19 protein-coding genes are annotated in these 18,703 nt (G+C 53.1%); 13 read left to right on the top strand and 6 right to left on the bottom strand.

Annotated elements, in window-relative coordinates:
• Positions 1-190: 190 nt before the first annotated feature.
• From PsAD46_RS18280 to lipA, 8 genes are all read left to right on the top strand, one after another.
• Positions 191-457, top strand: a complete 267-nt coding sequence (locus PsAD46_RS18280; RefSeq protein ID WP_057466201.1) for a septum formation initiator family protein — start codon at positions 191-193, stop codon at positions 455-457.
• A 185-nt stretch (positions 458-642) separates the two neighbouring features.
• The gene (gene pdhA, locus PsAD46_RS18275; protein WP_063307551.1) at positions 643-1,692 is read left to right on the top strand and encodes a pyruvate dehydrogenase (acetyl-transferring) E1 component subunit alpha; all 1,050 of its coding nucleotides are present in this window, start codon (positions 643-645) and stop codon (positions 1,690-1,692) included.
• 17 nt (positions 1,693-1,709) lie between these two features.
• Positions 1,710-3,113, top strand: coding sequence for a pyruvate dehydrogenase complex E1 component subunit beta (locus tag PsAD46_RS18270; RefSeq protein WP_063307550.1), 1,404 nt, complete (start codon positions 1,710-1,712; stop codon positions 3,111-3,113).
• 16 nt (positions 3,114-3,129) lie between these two features.
• On the top strand, positions 3,130-4,473 hold the full coding sequence (locus PsAD46_RS18265; protein ID WP_063307549.1) for a pyruvate dehydrogenase complex dihydrolipoamide acetyltransferase: 1,344 nt from the start codon (positions 3,130-3,132) through the stop codon (positions 4,471-4,473).
• 119 nt (positions 4,474-4,592) lie between these two features.
• Positions 4,593-5,456: an N-acetylglucosaminyltransferase gene (locus PsAD46_RS18260; protein WP_063307548.1), complete on the top strand. Its 864-nt coding sequence runs from the start codon at positions 4,593-4,595 to the stop codon at positions 5,454-5,456.
• Positions 5,457-5,480: 24 nt separating this feature from the next.
• The gene (lpdA, locus tag PsAD46_RS18255; protein WP_063307547.1) at positions 5,481-6,923 is read left to right on the top strand and encodes a dihydrolipoyl dehydrogenase; all 1,443 of its coding nucleotides are present in this window, start codon (positions 5,481-5,483) and stop codon (positions 6,921-6,923) included.
• Positions 6,924-7,016: 93 nt separating this feature from the next.
• Positions 7,017-7,286 (top strand): hypothetical protein, encoded by a 270-nt coding sequence (locus PsAD46_RS18250; RefSeq protein WP_244271761.1) that lies wholly within the window; start codon positions 7,017-7,019, stop codon positions 7,284-7,286.
• A 152-nt stretch (positions 7,287-7,438) separates the two neighbouring features.
• Entirely contained in the window at positions 7,439-8,434 is a 996-nt protein-coding gene (gene lipA / locus PsAD46_RS18245; RefSeq protein WP_057466208.1) for a lipoyl synthase, read from the top strand.
• Between the two features lie 87 nt (positions 8,435-8,521).
• On the opposite strand, the gene PsAD46_RS18240 is transcribed toward lipA, so the two are convergent.
• Positions 8,522-9,313: a crotonase/enoyl-CoA hydratase family protein gene (locus PsAD46_RS18240; RefSeq protein ID WP_063307546.1), complete on the bottom strand. Its 792-nt coding sequence runs from the start codon at positions 9,311-9,313 to the stop codon at positions 8,522-8,524.
• A gap of 79 nt (positions 9,314-9,392) precedes the next feature.
• On the opposite strand from PsAD46_RS18240, the gene PsAD46_RS18235 reads away from it, so the two are divergent.
• On the top strand, positions 9,393-9,974 hold the full coding sequence (locus PsAD46_RS18235; protein WP_063307545.1) for a TetR/AcrR family transcriptional regulator: 582 nt from the start codon (positions 9,393-9,395) through the stop codon (positions 9,972-9,974).
• A gap of 53 nt (positions 9,975-10,027) precedes the next feature.
• On the opposite strand, the gene PsAD46_RS18230 is transcribed toward PsAD46_RS18235, so the two are convergent.
• Positions 10,028-10,981 (bottom strand): alpha/beta fold hydrolase, encoded by a 954-nt coding sequence (locus tag PsAD46_RS18230; protein ID WP_063290877.1) that lies wholly within the window; start codon positions 10,979-10,981, stop codon positions 10,028-10,030.
• Between the two features lie 258 nt (positions 10,982-11,239).
• Here PsAD46_RS18230 and PsAD46_RS18225 point away from each other — a divergent pair, with 258 nt between their 5' ends.
• A complete protein-coding gene (locus tag PsAD46_RS18225; RefSeq protein ID WP_084404459.1) occupies positions 11,240-11,692 on the top strand; it encodes a type II toxin-antitoxin system RatA family toxin in 453 nt (150 codons plus the stop codon).
• Between the two features lie 93 nt (positions 11,693-11,785).
• Here the strand turns inward: PsAD46_RS18225 and PsAD46_RS18220 are convergent, their stop codons facing one another.
• From PsAD46_RS18220 to PsAD46_RS18205, 4 genes are all read right to left on the bottom strand, one after another.
• Positions 11,786-12,238, bottom strand: a complete 453-nt coding sequence (locus PsAD46_RS18220) for an NUDIX hydrolase (protein WP_063290876.1) — start codon at positions 12,236-12,238, stop codon at positions 11,786-11,788.
• A gap of 130 nt (positions 12,239-12,368) precedes the next feature.
• On the bottom strand, positions 12,369-12,881 hold the full coding sequence (locus PsAD46_RS18215; RefSeq protein WP_208981904.1) for a hypothetical protein: 513 nt from the start codon (positions 12,879-12,881) through the stop codon (positions 12,369-12,371).
• A gap of 116 nt (positions 12,882-12,997) precedes the next feature.
• Positions 12,998-13,498, bottom strand: a complete 501-nt coding sequence (locus PsAD46_RS18210; protein ID WP_063288840.1) for a CinA family protein — start codon at positions 13,496-13,498, stop codon at positions 12,998-13,000.
• Positions 13,499-13,529: 31 nt separating this feature from the next.
• Positions 13,530-14,744: a bifunctional 2-C-methyl-D-erythritol 4-phosphate cytidylyltransferase/2-C-methyl-D-erythritol 2,4-cyclodiphosphate synthase gene (locus tag PsAD46_RS18205; RefSeq protein ID WP_193776967.1), complete on the bottom strand. Its 1,215-nt coding sequence runs from the start codon at positions 14,742-14,744 to the stop codon at positions 13,530-13,532.
• Positions 14,745-14,970: 226 nt separating this feature from the next.
• On the opposite strand from PsAD46_RS18205, the gene dusB reads away from it, so the two are divergent.
• The 3 genes from dusB to ntrC are packed head-to-tail and all read left to right on the top strand — an operon-like array spanning position 14,971 to position 18,558.
• Complete coding sequence (dusB, locus tag PsAD46_RS18200) at positions 14,971-15,966, top strand: tRNA dihydrouridine synthase DusB (RefSeq protein ID WP_063288839.1); 996 nt, start codon at positions 14,971-14,973, stop codon at positions 15,964-15,966.
• Positions 15,966-17,114 carry a nitrogen regulation protein NR(II) gene (locus tag PsAD46_RS18195; RefSeq protein ID WP_082597189.1) on the top strand — a complete coding sequence of 383 codons (1,149 nt, stop codon included), beginning with the start codon at positions 15,966-15,968 and terminating at the stop codon, positions 17,112-17,114. Before dusB ends, PsAD46_RS18195 begins: the two co-directional genes overlap by 1 nt.
• Before the next feature lie 4 nt (positions 17,115-17,118).
• Positions 17,119-18,558 carry a nitrogen regulation protein NR(I) gene (gene ntrC, locus PsAD46_RS18190; protein WP_063307544.1) on the top strand — a complete coding sequence of 480 codons (1,440 nt, stop codon included), beginning with the start codon at positions 17,119-17,121 and terminating at the stop codon, positions 18,556-18,558.
• The last annotated feature ends 145 nt before the right edge of the window (positions 18,559-18,703 follow it).

Raw genomic sequence — 18,703 nt, 5'->3', positions numbered from 1 at the left:
CGTTCATTTGCGTTTTTTAGCGATTACATGAAAGGTTTTTGCGAATTAAGAAGATTTCCGGGTTTTCGGAAACTCTTGGTTAAGGGCCCTGTGAAATAGTGCGGGCATGTGACCATTTTTGTAATGAGTAGGTCAATCAGTGCTAGCTACCACACGTCAGCGGAAACACTCCTATCTAAAGAATTTCCTTGTGCCAGGAATTGCCATTGGTGCGCTGTGCTACTTTGCATTTCATGCGCTCAACGGTAAGCTGGGTCTTGTGGGCAGACCACAGATTGAGCATGAGATTCTTGCTCTTGAACTTGAGCTTGATGAGTTGCGGGAAGAACGCCTGCAATTACAACGCCGTGTCATGTTGCTTGACCCGGAGAGCCTTGATCCAGACATGGTGGATGAGCGGGCTCGCGCTTCCCTAAATCTGGCGCACGTGAATGAAGTTGCGATCATGCGTAACTGAAACATCAGCGTGTATTAACTTAAATTAGGTTGATTTGAATGAGTTAACTTAATTTAAGTTAACTTAAAAATATCAGTAGAGTCAGTATCTTAGATAAATCCTCAAGTGTTTCTGCTCATATTGGCATTCTGCGCTGTGGGCGATAGTGTGCTTTCACCAATTCACGTCACAAAGAGACGAGGCTCATGGCTGGAACTCAATCCAAGTCTTCAGGCGGTCGCGCTAAAAGTGCTACCAAAGCCCGCGGTGCGATGAAAAACGTACCTGCACTAGTAGAATTCTCCAAAGATGAAGAGCTAAACGCTTATCGCGAAATGCTTTTTATCCGTCGCTTCGAAGAAAAGGCGGGTCAGCTTTACGGTATGGGTCTGATCGGTGGCTTCTGTCACCTTTACATCGGCCAGGAAGCTGTTGTCGTTGGAATGGAGATGGCCAAGGAAAAAGGTGATCAGATGATCACTTCTTACCGTGACCATGCTCACATGCTCGCTTGTGGCATGGACCCGAACGGCGTGATGGCCGAACTGACTGGTCGCAGCGGTGGTCTGTCCAAAGGTAAGGGCGGTTCCATGCATATGTTCTCCAAAGAACAGGAGTTCTATGGCGGACACGGCATTGTGGGTGCTCAGGTCTCACTTGGTACCGGTCTTGCGTTTGCCAACCGCTATAAAGAGAACGGTAAAGTTTCCATGGCGTTCTTCGGCGATGGTGCTGCCAACCAGGGTCAGGTTTACGAGAGCTTCAACATGGCGAAGCTTTGGAACCTGCCAGTGATCTACGTCATTGAGAACAACAAGTACGGCATGGGGACCTCCATTGAACGTGCTTCTTCCACGACAGATCTTAGCCAACGCGGTGCTTCCTTCGGCATTCCGGGTGTTCAGGTTGATGGTATGGACGTGCGCGCGGTGAAAGCTGCGACCGACTATGCGATGGAATGGTGCCGTGAAGGCAATGGTCCTTACATCCTTGAGATGATCACCTACCGCTACCGTGGTCACTCCATGTCTGACCCTGCAAAATACCGCAGTAAAGATGAAGTCCAGAAGATGCGCTCTGAGCATGACCCGATTGAACAGGTTCGTGCTCGCCTTCTTGAAAAAGAATGGGCAAGTGAGGAAGATCTGAAGGCTATCGATAAAGAAGTGCGCGCAGTTGTTGCTGCTTCTGCTGAGTATGCACAGAACGATCCTGAGCCGGATCCATCTGAGCTCTACACAGATATCGTGCTCTAAGGTCGGGATAATACATTATGGCTGTTGAAATTTTAATGCCTGCGCTTTCTCCGACCATGGAAGAAGGCAAACTTGCTAAGTGGCTTAAGAAAGAAGGCGACACTGTTACTGCAGGTGACGTGATTGCTGAAATCGAGACCGACAAAGCAACCATGGAAGTGGAAGCGGTAGACGAGGGCGTACTTGGCAAGATCCTTGTTGCTGAAGGCACCGAAGAAGTAAAAGTGAACGCGCCGATTGCAGTTCTGCTGGAAGAAGGCGAAGACGCATCTGCTGCTGACAACCTGGGCGCTGCTCCTGTTGCGCCGGCTGCACCTGTGGCTGCTGAAGCACCAGTTGCGCCTGCTGCACCAGCGGCTCCTGCTGCACCGGGAACCGGTGCTTCACCAGTTGTAAGCGTTGCACCTGCTGATCCGGAAATTCCTGCGGGCACCAAAATGGTGAGCATGACCGTTCGTGAAGCTCTGCGCGACGCGATGGCAGAAGAAATGCGCCGCAATGAAAACGTGTTCCTGATGGGCGAAGAAGTTGCTCAGTATCAGGGCGCCTATAAGATCTCCCAGGGTCTTCTGGACGAGTTCGGCGAAAAGCGCGTGATCGACACTCCAATCACCGAGCATGGTTTTACCGGCCTTGCTGTTGGCGCTGCGATGGCAGGTTTGAACCCAATTGTTGAGTTCATGACCTTCAACTTCGCAATGCAGGCGATTGACCACATCATCAACTCTGCCGGTAAGACGCTTTACATGTCTGGCGGTCAGATGGGTGCACCAATGGTGTTCCGCGGTGCAAACGGCGCTGCAGCTCGTGTGGGTGCGCAGCACTCTCAGGACTTTGCAGCATGGTATGCTTCCATTCCAGGCCTTAAGGTTGTTCAGCCTTACACCGCAGCTGATGCGAAGGGTCTTTTGAAAGCGGCTATCCGCGATCCGAACCCGGTTGTGTTTCTTGAAAACGAGATCCTTTACGGTCAGCACTTCGACGTGCCGGATGTTGAAGATCTGGTTCTGCCAATCGGCAAAGCGAAGATTGTTCGCGAAGGTACTGATGTGACCATGGTTTCCTGGAGCATCGGTATGACCTACGCGCTGCAGGCTGTTGATGAGCTGGCAAAGCAGGGCATTTCTGTTGAGCTGATTGATCTGCGCACCATTCGTCCGCTGGACATGGATACCGTTCTGGCATCCGTTCGCAAAACTGGCCGTCTGGTAACTGTAGAAGAAGCCTTCCCAATCTGTTCCGTTTCCTCTGAAATTGCTTATCGGGTTCAGAGTGAAGCTTTCGATTGGCTGGATGCGCCAGTTCTACGTGTAACCGGTAAAGATGTTCCAATGCCATATGCAGCAAACCTTGAGAAGCTGGCTCTGCCAAACACCAAGGAAGTTATCGATGCTGTTAAGGCTGTGACCTACACCGCCTAATTGGGAGAAAAGTGGTATGCCAATCAACATTCTGATGCCTGCGCTTTCTCCGACAATGGAAGAAGGCAACCTGGCCAAATGGCTGGTTAAAGAAGGTGACACAGTTTCTGCAGGCGACGTGATTGCAGAAATCGAGACCGACAAAGCGACCATGGAAGTGGAAGCTGTCGACGAAGGCACCATCGGTAAAATCGTGGTTGCTGAAGGCACAGAGGGCGTGAAGGTGAATGCACCGATCGCGATCCTTCTGGAAGAAGGCGAAGACGCTTCTGCAATGGACGCAGCTCCTGCTGCTCCGGCGGCAGCTGCTCCTGCGCCAGCTCCTCAGGCTCCGGCAACGCCTGAAGCGCCTGCTGCTCCAGCAGCGGCGGCACCTGCACCTGCTGCTCCGGTCGCTGCATTTGGTGAACGTGTGTTCTCATCTCCTCTGGCGCGCCGTCTGGCGAAGCAGAATGGTCTGGACATTGCGCAGATCAACGGCTCTGGCCCGCATGGCCGCGTTGTGAAGCGTGACGTTGATGCAGCGATTGCTGCTGGCACTGGCAAGGCTGAGGCCGCGCCTAAAGCTGCGGACGCACCGAAGGCTGCTGAGGCTCCAAAAGCTGCGCTGGCGTCTGGTCCATCTGATGAACAGACCCTCAAGCTGTTTGATGAAGACAGCTACGAGCTGGTTCCTCACGATGGCATGCGTAAGATCATTGCAAAGCGTCTGACCGAGTCCAAACAGACTGTTCCTCACTTCTACCTGACGCTGGAGTGTGAACTGGATGCTTTGCTGGCTCTGCGTGCGCAGCTCAATGCTTCTGCACCGAAGGACGGCGACGGCAAGCCAGCTTACAAGCTGTCTGTCAACGACATGATCATCAAGGCGCATGCCTTGGCACTGAAAGCAATTCCGGCTGCCAACGCATCTTACCTTGAGAGCGGCATGGTTATGCATAAGCATGCTGACGTTGGTGTTGCTGTTTCCATTGATGGTGGCCTGATCACTCCGATCATTCGCCGCGCTGAAGAGAAAACGCTCTCCACGATCTCCATCGAGATGAAAGATCTGGCAAAGCGTGCTCGTGAGCGCAAGCTGGCTCCAACCGAATTCCAGGGCGGAACAACCTCTGTTTCCAACCTTGGCATGTTCGGCATCAAGGAATTTGCTGCGGTGATCAATCCTCCGCACGCAACCATCCTTGCTGTTGGTGCTGGTCAGAAGCGTCCGGTTGTGAAGGGCGATGAGATCGTTCCTGCGACTGTGATGTCTGTGACCCTTTCCACTGACCACCGTGCGGTGGATGGTGCGCTGGGTGCAGAACTTCTGCAGGCCTTCAAAGGCTACATCGAAAACCCGATGTCCATGCTGGTTTAATCAGGACTTACCGGCAGGAAACAGGAACCCCTGCTTTTCTGCCGGTAGATCCAAGTGGTAGGTGTGAGCAAATAGAGTGGAGTAAACTGAAGACCGTTTGAGCAAGGAGACCGTATGATATGGTCAAAGTTGTCGATGGCTTCACGTTTTTCAACGAACTCGATACCCTGGAAATTCGTTTGGGCGAACTTTTCGATGTGGTGGATGAGTTCATTCTTGTAGAGGCCACCAAGACCTTTACGGGACACGAAAAGCCTCTCTATTTTGCTGATAACAAGTCGCGGTTTGCACCGTTTTTGAGCAAGATCCGACATATCATTGTCGAGGACATGCCGGAGACACCGCAAAACGCCTGGTCGAGGGAGTACCACCAACGCGATTGCATAGAACGCGGCCTTAAAGATCTTGCGGTCAATGATCTGATCCTTGTTTCCGACGTGGATGAAATTCCAAAGCCGGAAGCGCTGCTCAGAGCGAAAAATGACCCCAGGAGCTGTAAAAGCCTGACATTCTTTGGCGCAGATATTTTCCGATACAGACTGAATTTCAAAGACGATGTCTCGGATTTTACCTCGTGCCCGCGAATGATCAGCGCGATGTTTTTCAAAGGTGCTCAGGCTTTGCGGCGTGAGCGAGCTTATCAAAGCAAAAGCCTCTCTCCTGTTCTCGAGGCTGCTTTGTGGCAATGGAAAGCTCTTACACGGCACAGCCGGCTTATGCGACGTCAACTGATCAGGTCTTCCAGCTGGCACTTCAGCTTTTTGGGGGACATGGACAAGGTGGTGACAAAACTTGAGGCTTACTCGCACACCGAACACATGAATGATGCCTATCTGGGCCGTGCGCAAAGAACGCTGGACCGTCTGGATGCGGGTGATGGCAGAGGAAAGCTGATCGCTAAGGACAGCGGAGAACTGCCCGACTACGTTTTGGAGAATTTTTCGAAGTTCTCCCACCTTTATGTGGAGCCTCAAGCTCCTTGATGCCGATTTGGCGAGGTTAAAGAGATGAGTGGCAACGCCTACGACGTGATTATCATTGGTTCTGGTCCTGGTGGCTATGTAACCGCAATCCGCTCCGCGCAGCTTGGTTTCAAGACCGCGATTGTCGAGCGTGAACATATGGGCGGTATCTGCCTGAACTGGGGCTGTATCCCAACCAAAGCGCTGCTGCGTTCTGCTGAGATCTACCATTACATGCAGCACGGCAAAGACTACGGTCTTTCTGCTGAAGGCGTGAGCTTTGACGCTTCTGCTGTTGTGAAGCGCTCCCGTGGTGTTTCCGGTCAGCTCAATGGCGGCATCGGCTTCCTGATGAAGAAGAACAAGGTCGACATCATCTGGGGTGAGGCTAAGCTCACCAAGCCGGGTGAGATCTCTGTTGGGCCTTCCTCCAAAGACGCTATGCAGCCACAGCACCCAACACCTAAGGGTGTGAAGGGCCACGGCACTTATTCCGCCAAGCACGTTATTGTTGCAACTGGTGCGAAGCCGCGCGTCATTCCGGGTCTTGAGCCTGACAAAGAAAACATCTGGACCTATTTCGAAGCGATGGTTCCAGAAAAAATGCCTAAATCCATTGTTGTGATGGGTTCCGGCGCGATCGGTATCGAGTTTGCATCTTTCTACAAGACAATGGGCGTTGACGTGACCGTTGTTGAAATGATGTCGACCATTATGCCGGTTGAAGATCCTGAAATCTCCGCGATTGCGAAAAAGCAGATGGAGAAGCAGGGCATCAAGTTTGTGATGGAAGCGAAGGTTTCCAAGGTTGTTAAGGGTGGCGGTCAGGTGACTGCGACTGTTGAGACCAAAGACGGCAAGACACAGGAAATCACCGCTGAGAAGCTGATCTCCGCTGTTGGCGTTGTTGGTAACATCGAGAACCTTGGCCTTGAAGCGCTTGGCATCAAGACAGACCGTGGCTGCATCGTGACTGACGGCTTTAGTCGCACCAACGTTCCTGGCGTTTATGCGATTGGTGACGTTGCTGGTCCTCCAATGCTGGCGCACAAGGCTGAGCATGAAGGCGTGATCTGCATTGAGAAGATCTCCGGCCTTGATGTTCACCCTATGAAGAGCGAGCAGATTCCGGGCTGTACCTACTGTAATCCGCAGGTGGCTTCTGTCGGTCTGACTGAGCAGCGTGCGAAAGATGCTGGCTACGAGCTGCGCGTTGGTCGTTTCCCGTTCATGGGTAACGGTAAGGCGATTGCTCTTGGTGAGCCTGAAGGTCTGGTCAAGACGATCTTTGATAAGAAAACCGGTCAGCTGCTTGGTGCGCATATGGTTGGCGCAGAAGTGACCGAGCTCATTCAGGGCTTCGTTGTTGCGATGGGTCTTGAGACCACCGAAGAAGAGCTGATGCACACTGTGTTCCCGCATCCGACCCTTTCCGAAATGATGAAGGAAAGTGTGCTTGACGCCTACGGACGCGCTCTGAATATGTAAATCAATTCCCTCTCACTGGAATTTTACCAGTGAGGGGGACTTAATTTTTCCCGGGTACTCTTCTTATCAAAAAGGAGAAGAACCGTGGACTTTATGAAATCAATCATATGGCTGGTGACATCAGCCGTTTGTGCCGTTGTAGCTACTGTGCTGGTGATGGCTACAGTTGGCGGAGACTTCGCCGTGTTGATTATCGCCGGATTTCTCGGTGGTATTTCAGGGGTTTACCTGTTCGAATTTGCGGATGTGGAAGTTTCCCTGGGGAATGAATATCTCGACCAGGCGGTCGTTGCGATGGTTGGCGCCATTGCGTTTGCTCTGATTGCCTCACTGATTGGTGGGGATGCAATTGGCTTTGAATAGGCGTGGTCCTGAGGCGCGGAACTGACTGAACACCAGTGTCTGGCATTGAGAGATGCTTCATTTCCTGTTATGGACCACTAAACTTATAAGAGACAGTGACACTGACCCTTAAGGCAAGTGTGAAGCAAAGTCTCGGACCTGACGGAACTGATATGGTTACACTGGTAAATACACTCGATCCTAATCATAAAAGCCAAACGGCGTCTGCACTGCAGGAAAAAGAGCGTCCGCGCCATCCGGAAAAAGCACATCGCCCGGATAATCCTGTTCAGCGCAAGCCAAAATGGATCCGTGTTAAGGCGCCCACTTCTCCTGTCTACAAAGAGACCCACGAGCTGGTTCGCAAGAACAACCTCGTCACGGTTTGTGAAGAAGCTGGTTGCCCGAATATCGGTGAGTGCTGGTCCAAGAAGCATGCGAGTTTCATGATCCTGGGTGATACCTGTACCCGTGCTTGTGCGTTTTGTAACGTGCGCACCGGGATGCCGGGGCCAGTTGATCAAAATGAGCCTGAAAGCATTGGTAAAGCTGTTGCGTCCATGGAACTGCAGCACGTTGTTATCACCTCTGTGGACCGTGATGATCTTGATGATGGCGGTGCAACGCACTTTGCCAACGTGATTGCTGCAATCCGTAAAGCTTCTCCAAAAACAACTATTGAAGTGCTGACGCCTGATTTCCTTCGTAAGGAAGGCGCGGTTGAGATTGTTGTTGCGGCGAAACCTGACGTGTTCAATCACAACATGGAAACGGTTCCTTCCAACTATCTGAAGGTTCGTCCGGGCGCACGCTACTTCCACTCCATCCGCCTTTTGCAGCGAGTGAAGGAGATTGATCCTGAGATGTTCACCAAATCCGGCATCATGGTTGGTCTGGGTGAGGAGCGCAACGAAGTGCTTCAGCTGATGGATGATCTGCGTGTTGCTGATGTGGATTTCCTGACCGTTGGGCAGTACCTGCAGCCAACCAAGAAGCACCATCCGGTGATGAACTTCCCGACACCAGACGAGTTCAAGGCCTATGAGAAGATCGCTTATGCAAAAGGCTTCCTGAAGGTTTCCGCGAACCCGCTGACCCGCTCTTCCCACCACGCTGGCGAAGACTTTGCAGAGCTGAAAGCAGCCCGTAAGGCAAAACAAGGCAACTAAGCACCGATTCCATTCCACGAATTTTAAAGAGCGTCACACTGTACGGTGTGACGCTTTTTTGTTTGTGGGCAGCTTATTCCGCCCACGCTAATTGCCGGCATAGGCGGGGGTTCTTCGTTCTATCCAGGCGTTGAGGCCTTCGTGGATGTCGTTGGTGGGGACCATTTGGGCGAATTGGGCGGCTTCGATTTGGAGGCCTTCGGCGATGGTTGTGTTGAGGCCGCGGGTGACGGCGGTGAGGATGCGGGCGGCGGCGAGTGGGGAGTGGCGCAGGATGCGTTCTGCCAGAGCGAAGGCTTCCGGCAACAGGTCATCGTGCGGGACGACCTTGTTGATGAGGCCAAGCTCACAGGCTCGGTCCGGACCGAACGGGTCTCCGGTGAGCAACAGTTCCAGCGCGCGCTTGCGACCGGCGAGACGGGGCAGGCGCTGGGTGCCGCCGAAAGTGGGCGGAATGCCAATGTTGATTTCCGGTTTGGCAAAGACGGCGCGGTCTGAGGCGATTGCCAGATGGGCGGCCTCGGTGATTTCGCAGCCGCCGCCAAAAGCGATGCCGTTGACAGCGATGATGATGGGCTTGGTGAAGTTTTCGATGCGGCTGGTCATGGTCTGGCCGCGGGCTACGAATTGCTTGACTGCAACATCTGTCCCTTTGGTGATGCTCTGGGAGAATTCATGAATGTCACCACCGGCGGAAAATGCTCGTTCTCCTGCACCTGTGAGGATCACAGCGCTGATTTTCGGGTCATCTTCAATCCGGTCCAGAAGGTCCAGAAGGCGGTCGTTGGTCTGGTAGTTCAGTGCGTTGAGCTTTTGCGGGCGGTTTAGGGTGAGCAGTGCAATGCGGTCTCTGACTTCAAACAGAACGAGCTTTTTCATTGTGTTTCCCTCATTTCAAGCTGAATTGACTCAAGGGTAGGAGTGCTGCACTCTTCAGTAAACTCACTGGTTAGTATACATGGTTCAGAAAACTCAGCGGACGACCCGCGATCGCATCTTAGATGCTGCAAACAAGTTGTTTTATGGTGAGGGCATTCGTGCTGTCAGTGTGGACGCTGTTGCCGAGAAAGCAGGGATCACCAAGAAGACGCTCTACTACCATTTCAAAAGCAAAGATGATCTGGTGACTGAGTATCTTATCTCTCGGGACCAACCCAATCTGGAAGCATTTGCGGCGTGGTTTGATGAGGCGGAGGGGAGTGCTGCGGACAAGACTGCTGTAATTTTCCTGCGTGTTGCCTCAAACGCCCGGCATCCGAAATGGAAGGGATGCGGTTTCATTCGCACAGCTGCGGAACTGGCGAATATGCCGGGGCATCCGGCTGTTGTGGTGGGGGCAAAGCACAAGAAGGCGTTTGAGGCTTGGCTGGCAGAGCGTTATGCGCTTGCCGGACTGATGGAGCCTGAGGTTCTGGCACGCCGTGTGGTGTTGCTGATGGAGGGGGCATTTTCAACCATGCTTATTCATCGTGATCCTGCTTATGCTGAGGAGGCGGCTGATACGGCAAAGTGCCTTGTTGAACTGCAAGGTAAGGCTTAGCTGGTTTTGGTGTGTGAGCGCCTCACCACGATGGGAGGCGCTTCTTTAGGAGCTTAGCTGGTTGCCAATGCTCTGGTGGTGCTCATGTTCTGCAGCCATGTGGTGATGTAGGACAGGCTTTCCTCCCAGTTGTCTTCCAGCATGATGTCGTGTCCAGCATGGGGCACGATTTTATGCGTTGCCTCATAGAGGGCAGAAGAGTGCAGGGAGCGGTTGAAGGGGATGATGGCGTCTTCGCTGGCTGTGAGCCACAGTTTGGGTGTTGTATCATCCAGCGGCGGAAACCATTGCGGCGGGCGATGTTGCAGGAGCACGACGTCGGATTCTGGCCCAAGCTGGCTCTGGATGTACTGGGCAACCGGGTTCGAGCGATCTGCAAGGAACCATTTTGCCACGGTTTTGGGGGATCTGAACTGGAACTTGTATCCCAAAAGAGGTGACAGCGCTGTTCCAAGCCAGTCGATGGACATGGCGTTTTTCAGGCAGTCTTGCATAACGTCAATGGCGGTCCATGACGCGACAAAAACGGCTGCTTTCAGCCCGCCGACATACTTGAGATACCACTGCACCAAAGCGCCGCCCATGCTGTGGCCGATCAAGACGGCGGGCTGGTCATAGCGGGTAACCTCTTCATGCACAAAGCGCAGGTAATAACCCAGTGTGGCTTCTGCTGTGGGGCGCTGTTCTGGTGAGTGACCGTGGCCGGGCAGGCTGATGGCGACACTCTCCCAGCCAGATTCTGCGAGTTTTTCCTGATAGTTCTTCCAGCACCATGCCCCATGCCACATGCCGTGGATGAAGATGAGCGGGGTTTTGTGCCGGGCTTGGTGGGGGATGTATCTGATGCGTTCAATCCCGCCTTCGACCACTGTGATTTGATGGTATTTGGCGGTTTCTTCGCGGCTGATGACCTGCACAGGACTATCGGTGAGAGTATTAGTGGTTTTAATGTAATCTTCTTCTCCGCCTTCTTTGGCGAGGTGGGAAATTTTAAAAGGACTAAGCATTGGGTTTGCTTTCAAAAAGAGCTAAGTATTAGCGCATAGTGTAGAATTGAGTTTTGAGTACTGACCAGAGTTTTGAGAATGAAACGGTTGCGTTAGATCGTCGCGGTATAATTGCGACTTGAAAATTTCTGATGCTTTTGGCTCACAGGGGCCTGCTTGATGAGAGAAAACCTGAAAATTTTCTTGGCAAATCAAAAAAGGTCGCTTAGAGCATCCTGAAGAATTTTTGAAAAACTAGAAGAAAAAGAACGCGAGCATATGCCGTCTTTCGAAAGCACACACCGGGTTCAGCACAGTGCTGATGATATGTTTGATCTGGTTGCAGATGTGGAGCAGTACCCCCAGTTTGTGCCTTTATGTCAAGCATTGCGTGTGCGCGGACGCCGGAAGATTGATGACCACCGTGAAATGATGGTGGCGGATATGACTGTGGCTTACAAAGTTTTCAAAGAGACATTTGCCAGTCGTGTGACCCTTGATCGTGAGGCGAGTAAAATTACGGTTGAGTATCTGGATGGCCCGTTTCGCCATCTGGAAAATGTCTGGTGCTTCGATCCGGTTTCCGAAAAGGAATGCGATGTGAGCTTCTATATCAATTATGAGTTCAAGAGCCGGACACTCGGCACCATGATGGGTGCCATGTTCGACCGCGCCTTCCGCAAATTCTCCAGCGCCTTTGAAGACCGCGCCGACAAAATCTACGGCACCTAAAAATCTGAAGACTGATGTCCGCTAAAATTAGGTGCACTTAGATAATCTGAATATATTCCATAATCATAAAGGTAATTCATATTCTTGTGTGGGCTATCGCAGGATCTCCAGGTGTTGCTTTAATCCTGCAGGGAAGAGGTCAACGCCGTTTGGGGTGAGTTCTTCGGGATCGAACCAGCGTGCGGTGATTTCCGTTCCGCTGTCTTCCAGAAATGTGATCGTTTCCTGTGTGGTGAAAGCATTTGGCGGGAACGTCACATTTGCGATGAACAGAATTTCATGGCCTGTGTGGCCTTCGTGTTCATAGATGTTTTCCATGACAACGGGATCGCCAGAGATGGTGACCTGGATGTTCAGTTCTTCTTTGAACTCTCTGACCAGAGCTGCCTTCCAATCTTCGCCAAACTCAACAGTGCCGCCAAGAGGGCGGACGCCTTTGAGGTTGCCTGCGTCATCATAGACTTCTGCTGCCAGCAGGCGATTGTTGCGCCAGTGCAGGCCGAGAGATTTCACCTTGATCGTTTGTGCTGGTCGCCAAATATGCATTTCGCCGCTGCTCCTTCATGCAAAATATTCATGTACAAAGAGCAGCCGAATAAGGTGCATTGGTGCTGATCAGTCGGTTGTTTTCAGGTCTTCCGGCATTTCTTTGGCTGAAAGACCTCGGAGAAATGGCTTAATTCTTGTCGCGATTGTTCAGGAACTGGCTCAGGCGGGAGCCTCTGTTCTCGTAGTTTTTGGTGATTTCGGCTTCAGCCTGCTCTGGGGTAAGGCCGTTGCGCATGACGAAGGTGCGCCGGATTGCCTGAAAGCGGTTGGTGAGTTCCTTGTCCGGATCACCATGCTCCATGGTCTTTTCAAGAGAAGCGTAAATGCCGACGTCTTTGAGGTTCAACTGTGTGGTTGGTTTGGTGCACAGAACCACCCAGCCATAGCCCTGGTTTACTTCAAGGCGGATCTTGTGGCCAAGCTGTTCTTCCCATTTTGTCCAGGCAACAGAGTAGGGGCGCACCCAATAGGACTGGCCGCACAGGCGCAGCTCCTTATAGCCACCGCGTGGCATTTTCTGCACTTCGTGAGAGCCGATGAACTCGTCATCGAACCCTCGTGAAATGAGGAATACATCTGATGCCGCATAAGCTGAGGTGCTTAAGCACATGCCCAAAAACAAACTAGCAATATATCTCATGGGTATACCGTGACATTCCGTTGTAAATTTAAAACAGATTTTATCTAAGTTTTCTTAGAATGTCATAAGGTAGTAGTGCCTACCCGGTACTCTTTTAACGAGAAGGTAAATTTCGATTAGCTAGTTTCAATAAAATTTTCTAATAATTTTAATGCTTGTACCAGCGCCTGAAAGCGTATTCCCTCACGTCCGGTGTTCTCGAAGAGGCATTGGACGTGCTTGGTTTCCTCCTGGTCAGCTGCAAAGCCAAAGTGGACAAGTCCGACAGGTTTGTCTTTGGTGCCACCGTCCGGTCCGGCGATGCCCGTGATGGAAACGGCCACGTTGGCATTGGAGCAAAACAGGGCGCCGCTTGCCATGGCTTTGGCAACTTCGCTGCTGACCGCGCCGTAGCTCATGAGCAGGTCAACGGGGACGCCGATCATCTCATGCTTGGCTTCGTTGGAGTAGGTGACGAAGCCACGATCAAGCACAGCAGAGGAGCCGGGCACTTCTGTCAGCAGGCCTGCGAGCAGGCCGCCAGTGCAGCTTTCTGCTGTGGTGATCTTGATCTCTTTTTCAGCGTATCTGGAGACGAGAACGCGTGCTCTTTCCTTAAGGCTGAGGATGTCGGTCATGGTTCTCTCTCCCTTGTTTTAGTGGCTTTGTTTAATCTTCAAACGGAAGCCGGATGGTTGCGCAGGCTTGCGCGGCAATGCCTTCCTGGCGACCGGTGAAGCCCAGCTTTTCGGAGGTGGTTGCTTTCACAGCCACACGGCCAATGGGCAGATCGCAGATCTGTGCGATCTGTTTGCGCATTTCTTCCCGGTGTGGGCCGATTTTCGGAGCTTCACAGATCAGCGTTAAATCCAAGTGTGCGATCATGCCGCCGCGCTTGTGAACCCGGTGTATTGCGTATTTCAGGAACTGGTCAGAGGCCGCACCTTTCCACTGCATGTCAGAGGGTGGGAAATGCGAGCCGATGTCGCCATCTGCCAGTGCGCCGAAGATGGCATCTGTCAGGGCGTGCAGGCCAACGTCCGCGTCGGAATGGCCTTTGAGTTTCTGGGTGTGCGGGATGGAAATGCCGCCGAGAATGACGGCATCACCGGCTTCAAATGCGTGCACGTCGTAGCCGGTTCCAACGCGAATGTCGCCAAGGTCTGCGAGTTGTTTCATGGCGATCTGTTCCTGTGCGTTCGTCATGTCTTTGAGTGTGGTGAGCTTGATGTTTTGCGGGTCGCCTGTCGTGATGGTGACAGGTTTGCCTTGCCATTCGATGAGCGCCGTATCATCGGTGAAGCTGTCGATGTTTTCATTGGTCGCTTGCTGATGAGCTGCCCAAATGAGCGGATACGGGAAGGCTTGCGGTGTTTGTGCGGCCCACAGGTGGGTGCGATCGACGGTTTCCAGAACTTGCTGGTTTGCGTCTGCCCGCTTTAACGTGTCTGCCACTGGCACAGCTGGTAGTGCTGCTTGTGCACCGTTTTGCAGGGCCGTGATAGCGTCCTTGATCACCGCTGGTGTGATGAAGGGGCGGGCGGCGTCGTGGATCAGGACGTAGTCCGGGACGAGTTGTTCCAGCGCTTTCAAGCCACATGCGACAGATGCCTGACGGGTGGCTCCGCCCGTGACGGGCCTGATCAGGCGTTTGTCAGTCAGTGAGCTTGCGGCCTCTTGATAGGCATCGCCGTCTTCTGCGTGGATAACAGGCAGTACCAGATCCACTTGTGAGGAGGATAAAATCGCTTCCAGTGTTCTTTGCAGAACAGTCTTTCCGCCAAGGTCCCGGTATTGCTTCGGGTTGCTGTCATTTTGCGTGGACATGCGTGAACCGCGTCCGGCTGCAACTATGATGCATGCAATTTTTTCAGTGGACTGCAAAACTGGATCACCTGCTTTGAGTGTGAACTGCGTCCTCAGAGTGTGAGGTGGCGGCTCTTAGAAACTGTGTTGGTGAGGGTTTTGCTCGATTTAAGAGCGAAGCTCAACACTTCAATCTCTTCTCTTTAATATTCCCTTGCCTAAATTTTTAGTTTGGTTAGAATATGTGCAACTTCATATGCTGCTTATCAAATGTGCAACTGGGCTCTTTCAAGAAATATGCGTAATGCTGACGATAGGTAATATCCCCCTCAAAAACAAAGTTATTCTTGCGCCAATGTCCGGCGTTTCGGATTTACCATTCCGCCGTATCGCTTTGCGCTATGGCGTGGGTTTGGTGGTGAGTGAAATGGTTGCCAGTGAAGCGCTGTGTACCGGGCACCCAGAATCGCTGATGCGGGCTGAAGGTGAGGGGATCGATCCTCACATCGTGCAGTTGGCAGGCAAAGATCCTCACTGGATGGGTGAGGGCGCGCGCATGGCTGAAAAAGCCGGTGCGGATGTGATTGACATCAACATGGGCTGTCCTGCGAAAAAGGTGACCTCTGGCTATTCCGGTTCTGCTCTCATGAAAGATCTGGACCATGCCATGACGCTGGTTGAGGCGACGCTGGAGGCTGTGTCTGTTCCAGTGACGTTGAAGATGCGCCTGGGCTGGGATGAGACTTCCATTAATGCGCCGGAGCTTGCCAAGCGGGCGGTGGATGCGGGTGTGAAGATGATCACCGTGCATGGTCGCACGCGCTCGCAGTTTTACAAGGGCAAGGCGGACTGGCGGGCAATCCGGCAGGTGCGGGATGTTGTTCCGGATGTGCCGCTGGTGGCCAATGGTGATTGTTGCAAGTTTGAGGATGCCGACGAGATGCTGGCGCAGTCTGGCGCCGATCTGGTGATGGTTGGTCGTGGTGCTTATGGCCGGCCGTGGGTGCCGGGGCGGATTGCACATTATCTGGAAACGGGTGAACGGCTTGCTGATCCACATGGGGAAGAACTGGCCGCGCTTGTTGTGGAGCACTACGACGCCATGCTGGAGCAATACGGCTTTGAGATTGGCGTGCGGGCCTTCCGCAAGCATATGGGCTGGTATCTGGAAGCTGCGGGACGGCTTGATGATGCGCCGCAAGGATTTATGCGAGGGCTTATGACCAGTCTGGATGCTGATCTGGTGCGGAACACCCTTTATGACTGGTTTGTTCAAGTCCCTATGAGGAGTGCTGCCTGATGTTGGAGACGGGAGGAGACACTCTGACGGAAGCCGAGGCTGGTTTGGGCAAAGGCGTGCCGGGACAGGCCGTTTTGGATTCTCTGCCGCACCCTGTTGTGGTGGTTGGAGGAGATGACAAGATTGTTGGGGCAAACAGTGCGGCGGAAGACTTTTTCCATGCCAGTTTGTCGATGTTGAAGCGCCGTGAAGTGTCCTGGTTTGTGCCGTTTGGCAGTCCACTGCTGGGTTTGATTGCACAGGTGCGTGAGCGCGGCGGTGCGGTTAATGAGTATAAGGTGGACATTGGCACGCCGCGCATTGGGCAGGAGAAACTGGTTGATATTCACGCTTCTCCTTTAAGTGATGCTCCGGGCGGCGTTGTGCTGCTGTTTCAGGAGCGCACCATGGCGGAGAAGCTGGATAAGCAGCTGACCAGCCGCGGTGCTGCGCGTACCGTGACGGGCCTTGCCGCCATGCTGGCCCATGAGATCAAAAACCCGCTTTCTGGTATTCGCGGCGCAGCTCAGCTGTTGGAGCAGTCAGCCAGTGAAGATGATCGCACTTTGACCCGTCTCATCATGGAGGAGACGGACCGGATCGTGAAGTTGGTGGACCGGATGGAAGTGTTTTCCGATGAACGCCCGATTGACCGCGAGCCGGTGAATATTCACGTGGTGCTTGATCATGTGAAACGGGTTGCGGAAAATGGCTTTGCCTCCAAAGTGCGGATCGTTGAGGATTATGACCCCTCCTTGCCGCCCGTCTATGCCAACCGTGACCAGTTGGTGCAGATCTTTATCAATCTGATCAAAAACGCGAGCGAAGCGCTGAGCGGCGTGAACGAGCCGGAGATTGTTGTCTCCACGGCCTTCCGTCCCGGTGTGCGTTTGTCTGTGCCCGGCGTGCAGGAGCGTGTGAGCTTGCCGCTTGAATTTTGTGTGCGCGACAACGGCTATGGTGTGCCGGAAGATCTGCGCCCGCATCTGTTTGACCCGTTTATTACGACAAAGACGAATGGCTCTGGCCTTGGGCTGGCGCTGGTTGCCAAGATCGTGGGTGATCATGGCGGCGTGGTGGAGTGCGAGAGCGGCAATCGGGGCACGACCTTCCGCATTCTGATGCCTGCCTTTACCGGGCCTGACGTACATTCTGGAATTGAGGACTAAGAGCATGCCGAGTGGAACCATTCTTGTTGCTGACGACGATTCTGCGATCCGTACCGTTCTCAATCAGGCTCTGTCCCGTGCAGGGTATACTGTTCGGCTGACGTCCAACGCCACCACGTTGTGGCGCTGGGTGAGTTCGGGCGAAGGGGATCTGGTGATCTCCGATGTGGTGATGCCGGATGAGAACGCGTTTGATGTGCTGCCGCGCATCCGCAAGCTGCGTCCGGAATTGCCTGTGATCATCATGAGTGCGCAAAACACCTTCATGACGGCGATTAAGGCCTCTGAGCAAGGGGCCTATGAGTATCTGCCCAAGCCGTTTGATCTGAAAGAGCTGACGGGTATTGTGGGCCGTGCGCTCGCTGAGCCTAAAGGGCGGCAGTTTGATATGAGCGGCGAGGGGAATGACAATATTCCACTTGTGGGTCGTTCTCCTGCCATGCAGGAAATCTACCGCGTGCTTGCCCGCTTGATGCAGACTGATCTGACCGTGATGATCAACGGTGAAAGTGGCACTGGTAAAGAGGTTGTTGCGCGGGCGCTGCATGATTATGGCAAACGCCGGAATGGTCCGTTTGTTGCGGTCAACATGGCGGCGATCCCAAAGGATTTGATTGAATCTGAGCTGTTTGGGCATGAGAAGGGTTCGTTTACTGGCGCTCAGGCGCGTTCTTCTGGTCGGTTTGAGCAGGCTGATGGTGGTACGCTGCTGCTGGATGAAATCGGTGATATGCCGATGGAAGCGCAGACCCGTTTGCTGCGTGTGTTACAGCAGGGCGAGTATACCTCTGTAGGTGGTCGTACGCCGATCCAGACAGATGTGCGGATTATTGCGGCGACGAACAAAGACCTGCGTCAGCTGATCAATCAGGGGCTGTTCCGTGAAGATTTGTATTTCCGTCTGAATGTTGTGCCAATTCGCCTTCCGCCTTTGCGGGAACGGACTGAGGATATTCCTGATCTTGTGCGCCACTTCTTCTCTATTGCAGAGAGCGAAGGTTTGCCTGCCAAGCAGATTGAGGTGGCAGCACTTGATAAGCTGCGCCGTTATCGCTGGCCGGGCAACGTACGTGAGTTGGAAAACCTTGTGCGCCGTCTGGCAGCGCTCTATCCGCAAGATGACATAACCGCCAGCTTGATCGATCTGGAACTTTCTCAGCCTTCTACGGCTGTGAACGACATGGATGCGCCGTCTGTTCAGGATCTTGGTGGGTCTGTGGAGCGGTATCTGGGGGATTACTTCGGCGGATTTGGTGAAGATCTGCCGCCTCCGGGCCTTTACCACCGTATCCTGCGTGAGGTGGAGTACCCCTTGATCTGCGCAGTGCTGGCAGCCACCCGTGGCAACCAGATCAAGGCTGCTGAACTTTTAGGTGTGAACCGCAACACACTGCGCAAGAAAATCCGCGATCTGGACGTTCAGGTGATCCGCAGCTCCAGATAATCGATTTTTATCGAGTGAAGCTTTCAAAATGGCGCGATCTCTTGTGCCATTTTGCGTTTAATGGGGTGAGAATGCGTTTGAGTTGTGCACTGCATGCTTATTCTGACCTGTGGACTTTTCGGTTTTCCCCATCAAGAGTGTGACT

This window comes from Pseudovibrio sp. Ad46, from assembly GCF_001623065.1.
GTDB lineage: Bacteria > Pseudomonadota > Alphaproteobacteria > Rhizobiales > Stappiaceae > Pseudovibrio.
This window is presented reverse-complemented; position numbering and strand designations above follow the sequence as displayed.

Coding starts and splice junctions, on each gene's coding strand:
- lpdA (WP_063307547.1), top strand. CDS start 5,481: ATGAGTGGCAACGCCTACGACGTGATTATCATTGGTTCTGGTCCTGGT.
- ntrC (WP_063307544.1), top strand. CDS start 17,119: ATGCCGAGTGGAACCATTCTTGTTGCTGACGACGATTCTGCGATCCGT.
- PsAD46_RS18250 (WP_244271761.1), top strand. CDS start 7,017: ATGAAATCAATCATATGGCTGGTGACATCAGCCGTTTGTGCCGTTGTA.
- PsAD46_RS18195 (WP_082597189.1), top strand. CDS start 15,966: ATGTTGGAGACGGGAGGAGACACTCTGACGGAAGCCGAGGCTGGTTTG.
- PsAD46_RS18260 (WP_063307548.1), top strand. CDS start 4,593: ATGGTCAAAGTTGTCGATGGCTTCACGTTTTTCAACGAACTCGATACC.
- PsAD46_RS18220 (WP_063290876.1), bottom strand. CDS start 12,238: ATGCATATTTGGCGACCAGCACAAACGATCAAGGTGAAATCTCTCGGC.
- PsAD46_RS18225 (WP_084404459.1), top strand. CDS start 11,240: ATGCCGTCTTTCGAAAGCACACACCGGGTTCAGCACAGTGCTGATGAT.
- PsAD46_RS18230 (WP_063290877.1), bottom strand. CDS start 10,981: ATGCTTAGTCCTTTTAAAATTTCCCACCTCGCCAAAGAAGGCGGAGAA.
- PsAD46_RS18270 (WP_063307550.1), top strand. CDS start 1,710: ATGGCTGTTGAAATTTTAATGCCTGCGCTTTCTCCGACCATGGAAGAA.
- PsAD46_RS18235 (WP_063307545.1), top strand. CDS start 9,393: ATGGTTCAGAAAACTCAGCGGACGACCCGCGATCGCATCTTAGATGCT.
- PsAD46_RS18210 (WP_063288840.1), bottom strand. CDS start 13,498: ATGACCGACATCCTCAGCCTTAAGGAAAGAGCACGCGTTCTCGTCTCC.
- pdhA (WP_063307551.1), top strand. CDS start 643: ATGGCTGGAACTCAATCCAAGTCTTCAGGCGGTCGCGCTAAAAGTGCT.
- dusB (WP_063288839.1), top strand. CDS start 14,971: ATGCTGACGATAGGTAATATCCCCCTCAAAAACAAAGTTATTCTTGCG.
- PsAD46_RS18240 (WP_063307546.1), bottom strand. CDS start 9,313: ATGAAAAAGCTCGTTCTGTTTGAAGTCAGAGACCGCATTGCACTGCTC.
- PsAD46_RS18265 (WP_063307549.1), top strand. CDS start 3,130: ATGCCAATCAACATTCTGATGCCTGCGCTTTCTCCGACAATGGAAGAA.
- PsAD46_RS18215 (WP_208981904.1), bottom strand. CDS start 12,881: ATGAGATATATTGCTAGTTTGTTTTTGGGCATGTGCTTAAGCACCTCA.
- lipA (WP_057466208.1), top strand. CDS start 7,439: ATGGTTACACTGGTAAATACACTCGATCCTAATCATAAAAGCCAAACG.